Annotated in this window: 21 protein-coding genes and 3 pseudogenes; 22 read left to right on the top strand and 2 right to left on the bottom strand. The window is 51.4% G+C overall.

The annotated features are described in order from the left end of the window. Nucleotides 1–27: 27 nt before the first annotated feature. The 5 genes and pseudogenes from psiB (at nt 28) to FFT88_RS25330 (ending at nt 1,870) form a co-directional block, all read left to right on the top strand. The gene (gene psiB, locus FFT88_RS21900; RefSeq protein WP_000845922.1) at nt 28–462 is read left to right on the top strand and encodes a conjugation system SOS inhibitor PsiB; all 435 of its coding nucleotides are present in this window, start codon (nt 28–30) and stop codon (nt 460–462) included. Then, a pseudogene (locus FFT88_RS21895) lies at nt 459–1,221 on the top strand (plasmid SOS inhibition protein A). Before psiB ends, FFT88_RS21895 begins: the two are co-directional and overlap by 4 nt. Before the next feature lie 172 nt (nt 1,222–1,393). Further along, nucleotides 1,394–1,546, top strand: a pseudogene (locus FFT88_RS25690) (DUF5431 family protein); the annotation flags it as partial. Continuing rightward, nucleotides 1,491–1,613, top strand: a complete 123-nt coding sequence (locus FFT88_RS21890) for a Hok/Gef family protein (RefSeq protein ID WP_223200913.1) — start codon at nt 1,491–1,493, stop codon at nt 1,611–1,613. The pseudogene FFT88_RS25690 and the gene FFT88_RS21890, both read left to right, overlap by 56 nt. Nucleotides 1,614–1,705: 92 nt before the next feature. Next, complete coding sequence (locus FFT88_RS25330; RefSeq protein ID WP_167851586.1) at nt 1,706–1,870, top strand: hypothetical protein; 165 nt, start codon at nt 1,706–1,708, stop codon at nt 1,868–1,870. A 43-nt stretch (nt 1,871–1,913) separates the two neighbouring features. On the opposite strand, the pseudogene FFT88_RS21885 reads toward FFT88_RS25330, so the two are convergent. Then, a pseudogene (locus tag FFT88_RS21885) lies at nt 1,914–2,210 on the bottom strand (hypothetical protein); the annotation flags it as partial. Nucleotides 2,211–2,279: 69 nt separating this feature from the next. Here FFT88_RS21885 and FFT88_RS21880 point away from each other — a divergent pair. From FFT88_RS21880 to FFT88_RS21870, 3 genes are all read left to right on the top strand, one after another. Next, nucleotides 2,280–2,486 (top strand): single-stranded DNA-binding protein, encoded by a 207-nt coding sequence (locus FFT88_RS21880; RefSeq protein ID WP_089644635.1) that lies wholly within the window; start codon nt 2,280–2,282, stop codon nt 2,484–2,486. A 23-nt stretch (nt 2,487–2,509) separates the two neighbouring features. Beyond that, nucleotides 2,510–2,806 carry a hypothetical protein gene (locus tag FFT88_RS21875; protein WP_001272240.1) on the top strand — a complete coding sequence of 99 codons (297 nt, stop codon included), beginning with the start codon at nt 2,510–2,512 and terminating at the stop codon, nt 2,804–2,806. A gap of 104 nt (nt 2,807–2,910) precedes the next feature. Then, nucleotides 2,911–3,732: a DUF932 domain-containing protein gene (locus FFT88_RS21870; protein WP_138352549.1), complete on the top strand. Its 822-nt coding sequence runs from the start codon at nt 2,911–2,913 to the stop codon at nt 3,730–3,732. A 278-nt stretch (nt 3,733–4,010) separates the two neighbouring features. On the opposite strand, the gene FFT88_RS21865 is transcribed toward FFT88_RS21870, so the two are convergent. Continuing rightward, nucleotides 4,011–4,463 carry a transglycosylase SLT domain-containing protein gene (locus tag FFT88_RS21865; protein ID WP_001469955.1) on the bottom strand — a complete coding sequence of 151 codons (453 nt, stop codon included), beginning with the start codon at nt 4,461–4,463 and terminating at the stop codon, nt 4,011–4,013. Between the two features lie 513 nt (nt 4,464–4,976). Between FFT88_RS21865 and traM the strand changes: the two genes are divergently transcribed. From traM to traU, 14 genes are all read left to right on the top strand, one after another. Further along, a complete protein-coding gene (gene traM / locus FFT88_RS21855; RefSeq protein ID WP_001137965.1) occupies nt 4,977–5,372 on the top strand; it encodes a conjugal transfer relaxosome DNA-binding protein TraM in 396 nt (131 codons plus the stop codon). 161 nt (nt 5,373–5,533) lie between these two features. After that, nucleotides 5,534–6,262 carry a hypothetical protein gene (locus tag FFT88_RS21850; RefSeq protein WP_135403573.1) on the top strand — a complete coding sequence of 243 codons (729 nt, stop codon included), beginning with the start codon at nt 5,534–5,536 and terminating at the stop codon, nt 6,260–6,262. 84 nt (nt 6,263–6,346) lie between these two features. Beyond that, the gene (locus FFT88_RS21845) at nt 6,347–6,553 is read left to right on the top strand and encodes a TraY domain-containing protein (protein ID WP_135403572.1); all 207 of its coding nucleotides are present in this window, start codon (nt 6,347–6,349) and stop codon (nt 6,551–6,553) included. Between the two features lie 301 nt (nt 6,554–6,854). Next, on the top strand, nt 6,855–7,226 hold the full coding sequence (locus FFT88_RS21840; protein ID WP_000829553.1) for a type IV conjugative transfer system pilin TraA: 372 nt from the start codon (nt 6,855–6,857) through the stop codon (nt 7,224–7,226). A gap of 29 nt (nt 7,227–7,255) precedes the next feature. Further along, nucleotides 7,256–7,555, top strand: coding sequence for a type IV conjugative transfer system protein TraL (gene traL / locus FFT88_RS21835; protein ID WP_001204091.1), 300 nt, complete (start codon nt 7,256–7,258; stop codon nt 7,553–7,555). 10 nt (nt 7,556–7,565) lie between these two features. Then, a complete protein-coding gene (traE, locus tag FFT88_RS21830; RefSeq protein ID WP_135403571.1) occupies nt 7,566–8,144 on the top strand; it encodes a type IV conjugative transfer system protein TraE in 579 nt (192 codons plus the stop codon). Next, nucleotides 8,119–8,898 carry a type-F conjugative transfer system secretin TraK gene (gene traK, locus FFT88_RS21825; RefSeq protein ID WP_135403570.1) on the top strand — a complete coding sequence of 260 codons (780 nt, stop codon included), beginning with the start codon at nt 8,119–8,121 and terminating at the stop codon, nt 8,896–8,898. The genes traE and traK overlap by 26 nt, the downstream gene beginning before the upstream one ends. Continuing rightward, nucleotides 8,891–10,225 carry an F-type conjugal transfer pilus assembly protein TraB gene (gene traB, locus FFT88_RS21820; RefSeq protein WP_135403569.1) on the top strand — a complete coding sequence of 445 codons (1,335 nt, stop codon included), beginning with the start codon at nt 8,891–8,893 and terminating at the stop codon, nt 10,223–10,225. The genes traK and traB overlap by 8 nt, the downstream gene beginning before the upstream one ends. 11 nt (nt 10,226–10,236) lie before the next feature. Continuing rightward, nucleotides 10,237–10,749 (top strand): type IV conjugative transfer system lipoprotein TraV, encoded by a 513-nt coding sequence (gene traV / locus FFT88_RS21815; protein WP_135403568.1) that lies wholly within the window; start codon nt 10,237–10,239, stop codon nt 10,747–10,749. Then, nucleotides 10,746–13,385, top strand: a complete 2,640-nt coding sequence (gene traC, locus FFT88_RS21810) for a type IV secretion system protein TraC (RefSeq protein ID WP_135403567.1) — start codon at nt 10,746–10,748, stop codon at nt 13,383–13,385. Before traV ends, traC begins: the two co-directional genes overlap by 4 nt. After that, on the top strand, nt 13,364–13,780 hold the full coding sequence (trbI, locus tag FFT88_RS21805) for a type-F conjugative transfer system protein TrbI (protein WP_135403566.1): 417 nt from the start codon (nt 13,364–13,366) through the stop codon (nt 13,778–13,780). Before traC ends, trbI begins: the two co-directional genes overlap by 22 nt. A gap of 2 nt (nt 13,781–13,782) precedes the next feature. Continuing rightward, complete coding sequence (locus FFT88_RS21800; RefSeq protein ID WP_000752802.1) at nt 13,783–14,007, top strand: TraR/DksA C4-type zinc finger protein; 225 nt, start codon at nt 13,783–13,785, stop codon at nt 14,005–14,007. Next, nucleotides 14,004–14,621: a type-F conjugative transfer system protein TraW gene (gene traW, locus FFT88_RS21795; protein ID WP_135403565.1), complete on the top strand. Its 618-nt coding sequence runs from the start codon at nt 14,004–14,006 to the stop codon at nt 14,619–14,621. The genes FFT88_RS21800 and traW overlap by 4 nt, the downstream gene beginning before the upstream one ends. After that, nucleotides 14,621–15,616, top strand: coding sequence for a conjugal transfer pilus assembly protein TraU (gene traU, locus FFT88_RS21790; protein WP_205714163.1), 996 nt, complete (start codon nt 14,621–14,623; stop codon nt 15,614–15,616). Before traW ends, traU begins: the two co-directional genes overlap by 1 nt. The last annotated feature ends 176 nt before the right edge of the window (nt 15,617–15,792 follow it).

The following is a 15,792-nucleotide window of genomic DNA, read 5'->3' as shown; positions in this document are numbered from 1 at the left end:
CGGGGCGGCAGCAAGGGAGATACCGTGATGAAAACTGAACTGACCCTGAATGTCCTGCAGACCATGAACGCACAGGAATATGAAGATATCCGGGCAGCCGGAAGTGATGAACGTCGTGAGCTGACACACGCCGTGATGCGGGAGCTGGATGCGCCGGACAACTGGACGATGAACGGCGAGTATGGCAGCGAGTTCGGGGGCTTTTTCCCCGTCCAGGTCCGTTTCACGCCTGCCCACGAACGTTTTCACCTGGCGTTATGTTCACCGGGTGACGTCTCTCAGGTCTGGGTGCTGGTTCTGGTGAATGCCGGTGGTGAGCCGTTTGCGGTGGTTCAGGTACAGCGGCGGTTTGCACCGGAAGCCGTCAGCCATTCACTGGCACTGGCGGCGTCACTGGATGCGCAGGGGTACAGCGTTAACGACATCATCCATATCCTGATGGCGGAAGGAGGTCAGGTATGAGCGCACGTTCACAGGCACTGGTTCCCCTCAGCACAGAGCAACAGGCCGCATGGCGGGCGGTGGCGGAGACAGAAAAACGCCGCCATCAGGGAAACACGCTGGCGGAATATCCGTATGCGGGGGCGTTTTTCCGCTGTCTGAACGGAAGCCGCAGGATTTCGCTGTCTGACCTGCGATTTTTCATGCCATCTCTGACTGCAGAAGAACTGCGCGGTAACCGTCTTCAGTGGCTGTATGCCGTCGATGTGCTGATTGAAACACAGGGCGAGGTCTGCCTCCTTCCCCTTCCCGGTGATGCGGCAGAGCGGTTGTTCCCGTCGGTGCGGTTCCGTGTCAGGGAACGCAGTCGCCATAAATCCGCGCTGGTCATGCAGAAGTACAGCCGTCAGCAGGCTCGGGAGGCAGAGCAGAAAGCCCGTGCGTACCAGGCGCTGGTTGCTCAGGCTGAAATCGAACTGGCATTCCATTCACCGGAAACAGTCGGAAGCTGGCATGCCCGCTGGAGTGACCGGGTGGCAGAGCATGACCTGGAAACCCTGTTCTGGCAGTGGGGTGAGCGTTTTCCGTCACTGGCCGGAATGGAACGCTGGCAGTGGCAGGATATGCCGTTCTGGCAGGTCATCGCAGAGGCAGGTATGGCAGCAAGGGAGGCCGGTCACGCTGCCCGTGAGATGGAGCGGTGGATGGTGCCGAACAAACTCCGGGAGGCAGCGTGATGCGGCAACAATCACTCGGATTGCCCTTAAACAGTCTGAATGAGCGGGTTATTTTCAGGAAAAGTGAGTGTGGTCAGCGTGCAGGTATATGGGCTATGATGTGCCCGGCGCTTGAGGCTTTCTGCCTCATGACGTGAAGGTGGTTTGTTACCCTGTCGTGTGGCAGAAGGACAAAAGCCCCGTAGTTAATTTTCATTAACCCACGAGGCCTCTGCATGTCTAGTCCACGTCAGTATGGCCTCTTACCGTGCAAATTGCAAGGAGGAGTAAACCATGAAACTACCGGGAAACGCCCTTATCTGGTGCGTATTAATCGTGTGCTGCACGTTGTTGATATTCACACTCCTGACCCGGAATCGCCTGTGCGAAGTCCGGCTGAAGGACGGATACAGGGAAGTTACGGCAACAATGGCTTACGAATCCGGCGGTAAGTAGCAACCCGGGGGCGGGCGCAGGCCCGCCTTTTCAGGGCTGATGCTGGTCTGACTGCACTGAAGCGCCTTTATAAAGGGGCTGCTGGTTCGCCGGTGGCCCCTTTCTCCTTGCTGGCATTGTATGGGCATGAACAACCAGACTGCCTGGAAGGCTGTTTCCCTCCGGGAACGGGGATGAACGTGCGCCTGCGGCGCTCGTTCTTTTCCCCCGCCTTCTCTGGTTATGGCCTGTCGGAAATCACATCACCTTCCCTGTGATTATTCTCTTTTTCCTCCTGTTCTGACTCTGATTACTGCTGCCCTGATTCCTGTCAGTTCTGTTGTTCTCCTGCCTGTGCCTTTCCCGGGCGTCCCCCTGGCGGGGCGGGCTGTCGTGAACGGAGCCAGCGAAGCTGTCTCCGCCCTGGCGGGCTTCCATCCCTGACGCTAAACCCCGGGCTTGCAGCGACCGTTCCGGTCGCGCCGCCTCTGTCGCGCCGTGACCTGCGCTCCCGGCATCCCGGCAAAAGGCCGCCGGGATGTGAGGGGCAACGCCGTTTCGCGCACGCGCTCTTCGTCGTTGCGGCGGGTGCCTGCCCGTTGTTGTATCCGGTGCCATACACCCGTTTAAGCCCCTGTCGCCGGGGGCAAAGACAGCCACAACCGTCTCCGCCAGTCCAGGGGTGAAATGCACATCCCGCAAAACTTTTTGCCCAAAAGCAGGCAAAAACTTTTGCGGTCTGCCCCCGGACAGTCGTTTCCGGCCGTGGCAGTGATGCCCCTTGCGGCGAAGGTTCTCAAACGGGTGATGGTTAATACCGGAGGGAACAAACGGCAGGTCCCCGCAAAACGTCAAAACCGCGGCTCCCGAAACTCAACGGGTGATGGGGGCTGAAAACATCAGATGCAGGAGGAATTATGAGCGCATTTTCTTTTAACACCACTTATCAGCCAACCGGCGATCAGCAGAAGGACGCAATCGCACAAATCGACATCATGCAGAATCGTGCTGTTCAGGCAAATCTTGCATACCAGAGCAGCCTGGATGCGGAAACGCTGATGAAACAGTTAGGGCAAATCAATGATGAACTGGGGGCGTTGTTGGACAGCGTGGAAAATCACACGCCAGTTATCAGAAAAAAAGCCAGTGATTTGAGTGCACTGATGATGCTTTTCAGCCAACAGGCCGGTCAGCCCATGACCAGTCCGGTGTGATGATTTTTTCCTGATTGTTGTCGATTTGTTAATAGCAATCAGGGGCAGGAAATTAAGCGAAAAAATTTTTGACTTATTTTTTCTTTCAGCGAGGAGTGAATATTATGCGACTGGCTTCCCGTTTTGGCCGATATAATTCCATTCGCCGTGAGCGCCCGTTAACGGATGACGAATTAATACAGTTTGTGCCGTCTGTTTTTTCTGGTGACAAACATGAATCTCGGAGTGAGCGTTATACATATATCCCAACCATCAATATCATCAATAAGTTACGTGATGAAGGTTTCCAGCCGTTCTTTGCCTGTCAGAGTCGGGTTCGTGATTTGGGGCGTCGCGAATACAGTAAACATATGTTACGTCTTCGCAGGGAAGGGCATATTAACGGGCAGGAAGTTCCTGAAATTATCCTGCTTAATTCACATGATGGTTCATCCAGTTATCAGATGATCCCCGGAATTTTTCGTTTTGTCTGTACAAATGGCCTGGTGTGCGGGAATAATTTTGGTGAAATCCGCATTCCGCATAAAGGCGATATTGTCGGGCAGGTTATCGAGGGAGCATATGAAGTGCTCGATGTCTTTGATAAGGTCACTGATAATATGGAGGCGATGAAAGAAATTCATCTTAACAGTGACGAGCAACATTTATTTGGCAGGGCTGCACTGATGGTCAGGTATGAGGATGAAAATAAAACGCCAGTGACGCCTGAACAAATAATTACTCCCCGTCGTCGGGAGGATAAACAGAACGATCTCTGGACGACCTGGCAGCGGGTTCAGGAGAATATGATAAAAGGTGGATTACCGGGAAAAAGTGCCTCCGGTAAAAATACAAGGACAAGAGCCATTACAGGCATTGATGGTGATATCCGAATCAACAAAGCATTATGGATGATTGCCGAACAGTTCAGGGAGTGGAAGTCATGATAATATAAGTAAAGCCCCGAAAAAATTTTTCGGGGCTTTACTTATATTATCATTCTGCGGCATTGTTGTGTCGTCTGATATGTCTCAATTTCATCAACTGGCTTTCCGGTCGTCTGTAAATATTGTGCCCGCGAAAAATGGTCTGGCAGGAGGCTGCGCAGTTACCGGGTATATATAAGATGGGTTCCCGCTTCGCGGGGCTTCGGCCAGTCAGCATTATCACTCATATGATATTTTTGTGTGTGGCCTTCCATGCCGCTGTCGCGGCATAACATCTTTCAGTACCCTCGTTTGTTCTTTATATTGCGATAAATGTTCTGTATTTTTGTAGCATAAATTTTTCTGCGTCGTTCCTGTTCCTCTGTGTTGCGAAAACCGGCATTGTAAGCACCGACAGCCCGCCACGTTACGCCCCACTTTTTGAACGCTATTGCCAGGTAATACGCACCGGTATAAATATTCATGCACGGGTCTGTAACCAGGTGTTCTGGTTTTATTCCGTAACGTGACAACTCCTTAAAATGCTGGGAGTCGATTTGCATCAGGCCGGAGCCATATCCCGTAACAGGGTTAATGCCGATAGCATTAACCCTGTTACGGGATTCATGCCATGAAATTGCTCTCAGTAAATCGGGATCTATTTTGTAATCTCTGCCAGCAAGTTCAAAACAGTCAGAGGAATATGTATTTCCTGCAAACATTATGAGGATAATGGCGATAATCTTATGCATGCATTTACTATTTATAGTGTCAATACTATGGCGTGAGCATGCCATTTTTGTGCTTTACAGGCAATGCCCCGAAATTCCGAATCAGCCCCGGGATGCTTTTTGCCTCATCTCTCCTCTGAAAGTATTTTCCTCACACATCACGCAAAACATGCGTTTTGCATGATTTGTCTTTAGAATCAGTATATTAAAATTATTTTATGTAGCAAATTTTGCACTTTTCAGCTATACGCAGCACCGTAACAGTGCTGGATTGTGGCTGGATCAGGCACCATAAGCAGCACTGTTACAGTGCTAATTATTATTAATCATAATGTTACTGAAAGATAGGCACTGTAACGGTGCCTGTTACGGTGCTGGATTGTGGCTGGATTTTGCCTGTGCAGTGCTGCTTACAGTGCCTGATATTGATGCTATAGTGCCTGTTATGGTGCTGCGGTGCTGGATCAGGCACTGTTGCTTGTTTTTTAAACGGTGCTGCATCAGGCACTGTAATTTTGTAGCAGGAAATATTTAATGCCGAGACAAAACGTTTATATGAAACAAAAAACACTTGATGGTATTCGTCAGCTTGTTGATGAAAGACTGGCTGAAGGAGCCACTCCGGCTGATGTTAATATGTCAAGTGTCTGTTCCGAATTGCTGGAGACAGGATTACGCGTTGTACAGCAATTAAAAAAGCGTGAACAGGAAGAGGAAAAAAATGGCGGGTTAACTGATGAGGAATTGTTTCGTAAGCGACTTCTGGAAGAATGTATGAAGAGTCGCCTTACCACTCAGGCTATTCTTAATTGTATGTTTGATTTAACAGAAATAAAGTCGGATTCGCGTCATAACTATCATGAGATGATTTCGAAGTTTAAGCAGGAAATAAAGGAATCGTTGCAGGAGTTTTTTCCTGAAAAAGAATGATGGATATTGAATCAGGAAAAAGTGTTTGATAAAATTTGCATTGAAAAAATAGTTGGCAATGTCTAACTATTTTTAAAATTTAACTGAGTCGCACTGACAGGGGAGTATCGATCCCACTGCCAGTGCTAACCACAATCTAGCCATCTTTGGAGGAACTAGTTATGGCTAAGCACAACTCTATTGATCTACCTGCTGGATCTCAAGATCTTTCCTCACATTTTTACCACTATCATCGTCAGTTTGGTGGGATTTGGTACATTAAGAATCACAATGGTCAGTTTTTAGATTGCAGTGAGGGTTTTTTATCCCTTTGTGGTGCTGAAAATAATCTTCATTTAAATGAAATATATAACAAAAATAATACACCTGTTAGTTGCTTTGGTTCACGACTTGAACGTTACGAGAGGGCTGTTTGCTCTGATTTAAAAACAATAATCTTATTTTCTGTAATGGATATAAATGGAGTGGCTAAACCATTTATATTAACATTAAAACCGTTTTTAAGTGGTGTATATGTAAAAATAGATGATCTCTTTTTTATAGGGTTTGAAAGAAAAATTATTCATTCTATTTGTTCTATTGATAATAATGAAATTTCACCAGAAATAGATGAGTTCAGGTTTCACAAAAAAAATCCATTTTGTGAATTATTTGAACATGAGCAGGTTGTTGCATGGTTAATGTCCGTAGGTATGTCGAAAAGAGAAATGGCGAAATATCTTTCAAGAAGTGAGAGATATGTTGTTAATACGATGAATTCTATTTATACCAGTTTGATTGTTGGTGGATATGATAATTATATGGCCCTTTCTAAGAAATATCAGTGGAGTAAATTTGTTCCTCCATCTTTATTAACACGGGGGTATTTAATTGAACTTTATTTGATGTAGGTCAATTTTGTGCACCGCGTGGGTAACTAGATATTTGAAAAACATTATGGAATTATCCCTCTCAGGAATTCTGAGAGGTTTTTTATGATAGAAAGAAAAAGAAATGGATGTGTTGTCTCATTGACGCTCCTTCTTCGTAAAGAAACTAATGAAAAACTTGTTGCTGCTGCAAAAGCAGCAGGACGCTCAAAGAGCCTGGAAGCGACATTACGTCTGACTCAACATTTGAATTCTGTTCCTGTTCTTGGAGAGAACAGTTACTGGGAGATCCTTTTACCAGAAGGCAAGTGATTTTCTGTTTTCTCTAAAACTGTATTTACACATTTTCTCCGTAGCGGGAGTTTAAATATCAGCAATACTCTTTTGCCTTTTGCGGAGAAAGAGCTTCTTTTGCATTTGTCATGCCCTGTTATTTGTGGGCAGGGACTTTTGCGCCCTGCAGACCGTATTTCCCGGTCACGATCGGATTTGCACCCGAGGGCGGTAGCGTGCCCAAAATAGTCCGGAGTTTCATTCTGAATATCCACACCCGGGTATTCAGAGGGCAATTCCGCCCATATAACTTTTTATTGTCCGTTAAAGAGGAATTTATATGGCTGAAATGACAGTTTTAAATAATGTCATGGCAACGTCTGCGAAAAAACGTAAGCCGGGTTTGTTGTCACGTTGTTTGGCTGTTGTTAATAAATCAACTGCCAAAGCCCTGGTGAAATATGTGGCTGCGCCCCTGGCACTCTGGCTGGCTGCACAGGGAATGGCACAGGCAACGGACCTGGCCTCAGCCGGTAAAGCAGACGTGGAAGCGACTTTTGGTCAGGACTCCACGATGATTTATTACTTCATGATCGCCGAAGTGTTCCTGGTCTTTATGCTCTATCTGCGTAACCACAACCCGGCAACCTTTGTGTTGATCCCGGTATTCATCGTGGTGACCAAAGTCATTTTCTCCATCGTTGGTGGCTGATTTCGGACATCACACAGGGAGATGAAGGTATGCGTGATGATGTGGAAGAACGTTACATCTTCCCTCAGACGCTGACCGAACAGAAACGCCTCATCGGGATACCTCTCGATGAGGCTACCGTTGGACTGACTCCTCCGTGTATCGGGATTTACTTCAACCAGAGTCTGGCCGGTTTGATTGTCGGGCTTCTGTTCTGGTTTGCGTTAACCCACTTCAAAAAGGGAAAGGGGACATCCTGGCTTTTTAATATGTGTTACTGGCATCTGCCAGGACTGAACAGTCAGTTTAAGGTGCTGCCGGAGTCATGCCGGCGACTGTGGTTAAAATAAGGAGAGATTTATGGATCTGAGCGCACATCGCTCAGCCCTGAAGTTCACATCCCTGACATTTGTCATCCTGTTGTTTTTTCTTGGTCTGAGTCTGGCCGCTAATGTCCTTGCCTGGTTACGAATTGAAGATCTGGAGCGGGGGCAGAAAGAAACCTATATCCCCATGTTCTTTAATCAACCGTTTTCGCTGTCCCGTAATGTGGCTGATGCCAGCTATCTGCAGCAGGTGGCGGAGTCGTTGATGTTCTTGCGACTTAATGTCACGCCAGAATCGGTAAAAGCCCAGCATCAGGCCCTGCTGCGTTATTTCGATACAACAGCCCGCCCTCAGATGAAAGAGATTCTGGATGGTGAAGCCAGTCAGATCATTACCAACAATGCCAGCTCTGCGTTTTATATGACCGGGATTGATGTGTATCCGAATGCCGGGGTGGTGGATTTCAGGGGGACGCTGAAGACGTGGATTGGACGGCGTGAAGCATTGCCGGAAGAAAAGGCATACCGGCTGGAACTGGGTTACAGGGACGGGATGACAACTATCCGGTCATTTAAGGAACTGGTGAATGAGAAAGAAAAACCAACGAAATAAATGGCGGACACTTCCGGGTATGGTTGCATTGCTGTGCGGTCTGGCTGGTAACGTACAGGCCGCACCAGTGGCACAGAAACCCGTACAGGTTCCGGTTTCGCCTGATGCACAGGCCCGTATTGCACTGAGCAACACACAGCCTAACCTGCTGGTTGTTCCCGGCGATCGTATTGTGGGCGTGGACAGTGCGCAGGGAACCTTCACGAATACCGGAGAGTACGGGCAGACAGGTCTTGCAAATGGAGGGGTGATCCTGATGACGGAGAAAACCGCGCCCTTCACGTTTTATATCCGTACCGAAGGTGGCCTGGTGGTCTCCGTTATAGGACAGCCTCAGGCCCGGGACGGGCGGGTGGTACATCTGATAAGTGAGCGGCCGGTTCGCCACCAGGCTGCTGTCGCCTGGGAGCGCAGCCATGATTATGTGGCGTTGCTGGTTGATGTACAGAGGACGCTGATGAAAGGCGATATTCCCCCGGGATACGTCTTTTCTCCGGTCGTGGCCGCGCCGGTGTTCTCACTGCCTGCCGGACTGATTGCCCGGGCCGACGGCATGTGGAGTGGTGATCTTCTGCGGGTATATCGCTACCGGATAAGTAACAGGCAACAACATGCGGCAGTGTTATCTGAATCTCAGTTCAGTGCGCCGGGTGTGCGCAGTGTGGTGATTTATCCCCGTGCAGAAACCCTGTTACCCGGAGCGACCACCGATGTCTGGGTGATGGTCGGACAGACGGAGGCGCGGGATGGCTAATATCAATCAGCTGGTTCGTCGTAAACAAAACCTCAGAATGGCGCTTATTGGTCTGGGGATCAGTGCAGTGGGTGGGGCCGCCTGGTATCTGTCTTCCGCGCAGCATGCAGGAAAAGCAGCGCAGACACAGCAGCAAAAAGCGCCGCCGCCCAATATGACCGGTGTGGTCTCACAGACCTTCGATAAAAAGGTGTCAGATGCGGCGGTTGCAGATATCCAGCATACTGCCAGTGAGGCGGAAAAAAAGCTGAAAGCGTTTGAGTCCCGTCTGGCGAAAATGGAGCAGCGGGAGCAGGACTACCGGGCCAAAATTGAAGAGCAGGAGAATGAGCTGGCTATCCTGCGGGCCGAACAGGAGGCGATGAAAGAAAACAGCGCACCGGAATTACCCGCCGGGCAACCTGCACCTTCTTTTGGCCCGGGCGCGGCTGTTCCACCTCCAACCACATTTTACCCGCCGGGCAGTGGTAATGAGAACGTAAATCTGGCACCGGTCACGCAGTATCAGGTGACACCAAAGCCTGAGAAAGGCCTGTCCTCAATGACCGTGGATTATGGTGAAAAATCTGCTGTCAGCAATAAACCACCTCTGCCTTATATCCCGTCAGCCAGCTTTGCGCCGGCGGTTGTTATTGAAGGGGCCGATGCCAATGCCTCCGTCACCGGTAACAGCGACCCGTCCCCGATGCAGTTCCGCCTGACCGGCCTGGTCAGGATGCCCAACGATAAAACGTATGATCTGACAGGCTGTATGGTCACTGCCGGGGCCTATGGCGATATCTCCAGTGAGCGGGCGCTGATCCGTACCGATCGTCTTTCCTGCCATAAAAACGGGCATGTGATTGATATGCCTTTTAAAGGCCATGTTTCTTTTCAAGGGAAGAACGGCATCAAAGGTGAGCCGGTCATGCGTAACGGCAAAATTATTGGCTGGGCATTTGCAGCCGGTGCCGTGGATGGTATTGGCAGCGGTGTGGCCAAAATTGGTCAGGAAACACCGGGAGCGGGGGCTGTGGCCTCGGTGTCCGGCAGTTCAGTGATGAACAGTGCGCTGGGTGGCGGGGCATCGCAGGTCGGTAAAACGCTGAGTGATTATTACATCAAGCGGGCGGAGCAGTATCACCCGGTCATCCCTGTAGGGGCAGGAACGGAAGTGACGGTGGTATTTCAGGAAGGTTTTCAGCTGAAGTACACGGACGAGGACAAGGCATCCACGCCGGCACGCCAGGCGAAAGCGGTGGTGGATAACGGTATTCAGGTATCACAGCAGATGCTGCAGGAACTTAATCTCGGGGATACGGTGCCTGCCATACAGACGCCCAAGTAACGGAGAAAGAAATGAAGATTCTGTATCTGACACCCGTGGCACTGGCTTTATTGCTGAGTGGTTGTGCGGGAATGAAGAGTGAATTTGACTGCAATGCCACAGCCAGTAACAGCTGTATGACAATGGATGAGGCGAACAATAAAGCCCGCTCAGCCACTGAACGTTCTGAAGCAACAAAACAGCCCTCACTTCCCCGCCTTGCCGCTTCCGGTTCACAACCCTTAACCAGAACCGTCCCGTTTGCCGTAAAGACACCTGCGGGAGTTCCGGATTCAGTGGTTTCACCGGCATCATCCCGGGCATCAGGAAACACAGCGACGGGGAGCCGTATTATTCCTGACGGTGACAGCACGCGCCAGAAATCCCGGCGTGCGGCGCAGGAGCCTGTCCGGTTACAGGCAACAACGGCCCGGATGTGGATTGCCGCCTGGACCGATGAACAGGATGTATGGCATCAGCCGTCACTGGTGGCTTTTGAGGTCACGCCGTCGCGCTGGTTACATCAGCAGGGGGATAAAGGGTGAGCAGGGAAAGACAACCTGAACAGCGGGAGGTAAAAGGCTGGCAGGTATTACTGTCGCAGCTGCTGGGTGGCTGGAAAACGCCGGATGGCAGCCAGCAGGCGCAGCAAATCCTGGATGAAATGGATTATCCGTCTTTCGCCAGTCTGCTGCCGTACCGCCGGTATGATCCGGACAGTGAGCTGTTTGTTAATGCCAGAACGGCAGGGTTTATCCTCGAGTGTGCACCGTTATCTGGTGCTAATGAGGCCATCAGTAAATCACTGGATTATTTTTTACGGGATAAGATCCCCCGTAAAGTCCCACTGACATTCATGCTGGTTGGTTCTCCCTGTGTGCGCCCGATGCTGGAGCGTGGGCTGGCTGATTTTCGCTGGCAGGGGAAGCGGGCGGATGAATTCAATGCCATTACCCGCGCCTATTATGAACAGGCCGCCCTGACAAAATTTGCCAATAAAAAAGGTTATCCACTGACGCTGCGCCATTACCGCCTGTTTGTTTCGTATGCAGAAGAGGTCAGTAGCCTGACGGAACAGAAGAAAACTGAGCTGAACCAGGTGGCCAACCGTGTTGTGGCTGGTCTGGCTTCTGCCGGCCTGTGGTCGACGCGGGTGGATAAACACGGGCTGGTTTCTCTGGTGCGTGAACTGGCCAATTTCCGGCATGGCAATATTGAACCCCCGGGCGGGGATGTGGCGGAGTTTGAGCCGCTGAATACAGAATGTATTGACCGTTCCCTGCGGCTGATGCTGCATCCGGATCGCATTGAACAGAGCCTGCAGTCACAACGTGGTGGCGAACGTGAGCGTACACGCATTCTTAATTTCATGCTGGAAAAGAATCCCGAGAAACCGTATGCCCTGTGGCAGATGGGAGACAATATCAGCAACGTCACGGACCCGCTGTGCACCATTTCCTGCCCGTTTGTAATGACGCTGGCGCTGGAAGTGGAGGAGCAGGCCGGTACCCAGCGGGAGGCCAACCGCAAATTTATCCAGCTGGACAAAAAGGCCAACTCCCCCTTTGCGAAGTTTGTGCCGTCGGTGAAAAAGCAGGCTGCAGAGTGGGGCGGGCTGCGTGAATCCCTCAGCACCAACCAGGATTCACTGGCGCGTTTTTACTTCAACGTCACGCTGTTCTGTGAAGACAGGGATGAAGTGGCGCTGGAAACGGAGATGACGGTGCTGAACACCTTCCGGCGTAACGGGCTGTCAATGTACATGCCGGAGTTTATGCAGCTGCGCAATTATCTCTCTGTCTTTCCGTTCATGATGCCGGAAGGGCTGTGGAGTGATATCTGCCGTTCCAATGCCATCCAGCGGGCGCGGGCCAGCAATGTGGCCAATATTCTGCCGGTGGTGGCGGATAACCAGGTCTGCCGGCAGGGCCTGCCCATACCGTCTTACCGTAATCAGCTCTCCTTTCTGAATCTGTTCGACCGTAATGCCGGGCTGGATACGGATAACAACAACCTCTCAGTTTCCGGTACATCCGGGGGCGGTAAGTCATTCCTGATGCAGGGCATCATTCGGCAGGTGCTGGACAGTGGTGGCCGGGCATGGGTGTTTGATATGGGGGACTCCTACAAGGGGCTCTGCCGTAATGTGGGCGGGGTGTATCTGAATGCCCTTGACCTGCGTTTTAACCCTTTTGCCAACATTGTTGATATTACGGAGTCCGCAGAGAGTATCCGTAACCTGCTGGTTGTGCTGGCCAACCCGTCCGGTGACTGCGATGACACCTTTATGTCGCTGTTGCTGAAGGCGGTGCAGGAGGTCTGGGAGCGTAAAGAGAATGAGGCGCTGATCGACGATATTGTGCAGTTCATGCAGGAGGCTATTCAGCAACCGGAATACCGTGATACCACCACCGTACGTGCGCGCATGGAAGAAATCATTGTTGGTCTGGACAAGTACTGCTCCTGGGGAATTTACGGTGCGTACTTCAACAGTAAGAAACCATCACTGGATGACAATGTGCGGTTCTCCGTGCTGGAGATGGGGGAGCTGAAGGACAAGCCTGACCTGCTGGCTGCGGTGATGTTCTCGATGATGATTTATGTCGAGCAACGGATGTATCTCTCTGACCGTCAGCAGCCAAAAGTCTGTCTGATTGATGAAGCCTGGAAACTGCTGTCGAAAGATAACAAGCGGGCCGAGGACTTTATTGAGAATGGTTACCGCACGGCACGTAAATATAACGGTGCCTACATCACCATCACACAGGGGATTGAAGACTTCGACGGGCAGAAAGCCAGTGGTGCAGCCAAAGCCGCCTGGGCGAACTCCTCCTTCAAAATCATCCTGCGCCAGAACCGTGATGCGTTCCGTAAATACTGCCTGGATAACCCGGAGGCCTTTAACCGCTTTGAGCGGGAGGTTATCGAGGGCTTTCCGGCGGCACGTGAGGCGCATTTCAGTGCCTTTATGTTGCGTTACGGGGGGCAGACATCATTCCACCGTCTGCTGCTCGACCCTATCAGTCGCGTCATGTTCTCATCCGATGGTGAGGATTTTGACTACCGTGAAGCCGGGCTTCGTGCCGGTAAAGATATCCACGACATCATCGGAGAACTGGCCTGGCGTAAGTTCCCGCAGGAAATGGAGACACTGACGGAATGGATAAAACACAATCACTGATTCCCTCTGCCGGTACACCGGAAAAATCCCCCGCTAAATGCTCCCGCCGCCGTCGTTATCTGAAGTCTGTCGCTGGTGTGGTGGCAGGCATGATGGTGCTGAATGCGGCGGTCTCCCTGTTACTGACAGAGTGGTGCCAGCCAAAAACGGTCAGTTTTGATATGGCCGGAACCGTGAACAGTTTTATGTCACAGGCTGCGGCGCAGGCACTGGATGAAGCCCGGATAAAGGCACTGACTGCACGTTTTAACCGCGCACTCTCTGACAGTCTGACGGCATATCAGCGCGATCACCGGGCCGTCATTATTGTGGCGCCGGCCGTTGTGGGTGGAGCAGAAGATATTACGGCAGAGATTCAGCAGTCAGTGGCTGCACGTATGGCAGAAGGGAAGTGAGTATGGCAGATGAAATCGAACGTTTTCAGTCTCATCAGGCGATGCTGGAAGCCGATCGCATACAACGTATCCGTCAGCAGCTAACGGGTATCAGTGCCCTGTTCTGCGATGACTGTGGTGCGCCGGTCCCGGCAGAACGTCGCCGGCTGATACCGGGTGTGCGGAAATGTGTGGGGTGCCAGGAGGTACAGGAGATTCAGGCCCGCCATTACAGGAGGTGGCAGTGAAGTGGATGTGGTGCGGGCTGCTGATAAGCCTGCCGCTGGCGGCGAAGGATCTGGGCGTGCAGGGTGACCTCTGGCCGGTGCAGGAGCAGAGCATGCTTTCCCTGATCCATCAACGGCTGGAGAGCATGGAGGCCAGCGGGCAACTGGCAGAGATGCAGACGCAGTTTAAGGAACGGGTGGTGCAGAACACGCTGCGTCCGAAGCCGGTGGCGGGGCTACAGACAGACACCCGGTCGCACACACACCGTGTTGATCCGACAGTGAGCGTGACAGCCGATATGGCAGATCAGAACGGGCGCATTTTTGCCCGTAAAGGACAGCGTATTAACCCGCTGGATACCGTGTCATTAGCCGGTCCGTTGTATTTTCTGGATGCGGATGATGAACGGCAGGTGACATGGTTTAAGCAACAACCGGCAGAACTGAACCGTAAGGTGATACTGGTCGGGGGAAATATCCGTGATGCCACAAAGGCGCTGAACACGCGAATTTATTTTGATCAGGATGGCACCCTGAGCCGTCGCTTCGGGCTGACCTGGATACCGGCAGTGGTGCGTCAGGACGGGAGTTCACTGGTTGTCACATCGGCAGCTATGCCGGAGGGAAAATCGTGATAAGAAAGACGCTGACAGCCGTTCTGATTGCGCTGGGGCTGTGCGCCGGAAATGTGCTGGCAGAAGACAAGGATAAAATGTGTGACGGGAATTTTGTTAACCCGATCAGCGATATCTGCTGGGAGTGCATTTTTCCGATGAGCATCGGAGATGTGTCGGTCTTTGACGGTGATGCACCGGATACGGATAACCCGTCCATGCCCCTGCAGATTTGTCCTCTGGTGCCGATTGGTTACCGCATCGGCATGGCGATCGGATACTGGGAGCCTTTTGCGCTGACGGACGTGACCCGTTCGCCGTACTGCATGGTTAATCTGGGCGGCTTCAATATTCCGGTCGGAAAAGTCGGTGCTGGTAATGCAGGGCAAGAAGACAGACCTGTGGCAGGTGGTTTTTATCATGTGCACTGGTACAAGTACCCGCTGACATACTGGCTGAATATCATCATGTCGATTGCCTGTCTGCAGCGTGGTGATCTGGATATTGGATATCTGTCTGAACTTGATCCAACCTGGGATGATGATGCGCTGTCGTTAATTCTCTCACCGGAAGCTCTGGTGGTGGCTAACCCGATTGCACAGGGCGCCTGTGCCGCAGATGCGATTAAAACGGTGAAGGGGAAACCCATCAATACGTTGTTCTGGTGTGCCGGTTCACACGGCAGTCTGTACCCGTTTACCGGAAATATTTCTGATGAATTCAGTCCACAACAGTCGTCGGTGCTGTTATCGGAGCGTATGGCGTTCAAACTGCACCGTCAGGGGATGATCCTGAACAGCATCGGTGAGGACCAGAAGGTCTGCAAGGAATATTACTCGCCGATTATGCCGAAAGACCGTTTTCGCTATCAGATGGTTAATATGCACCCGGATACAAAAGCCTGTCACCCGTTCGGGCGAACGGTGATGGCCTGGGAGGCCGGTCATGCGTCCCCCAATACCAAAAAGAACTACGGCTACCTGATCTGGCGTAAACGTAACTGCGTGTTTTTGTGAGTAGAAAAATGACAGTAAAAACGATACTGAAATGGCTGGATATGCTGACAGCCTGGGGATTTGTGGTCGGATTAGCCTGCTGGGCATACGATCTCTTTATGGTCCAGTCTCCTGCCCGGTTTCGTGTTTTTGGGCAGGGGGAGATTATGGGGGATTTTACGGGGGTGCAGTTTATT

This window comes from Escherichia sp. E4930, from assembly GCF_005845405.1.
Lineage (GTDB): Bacteria > Pseudomonadota > Gammaproteobacteria > Enterobacterales > Enterobacteriaceae > Escherichia.
This window is presented reverse-complemented; position numbering and strand designations above follow the sequence as displayed.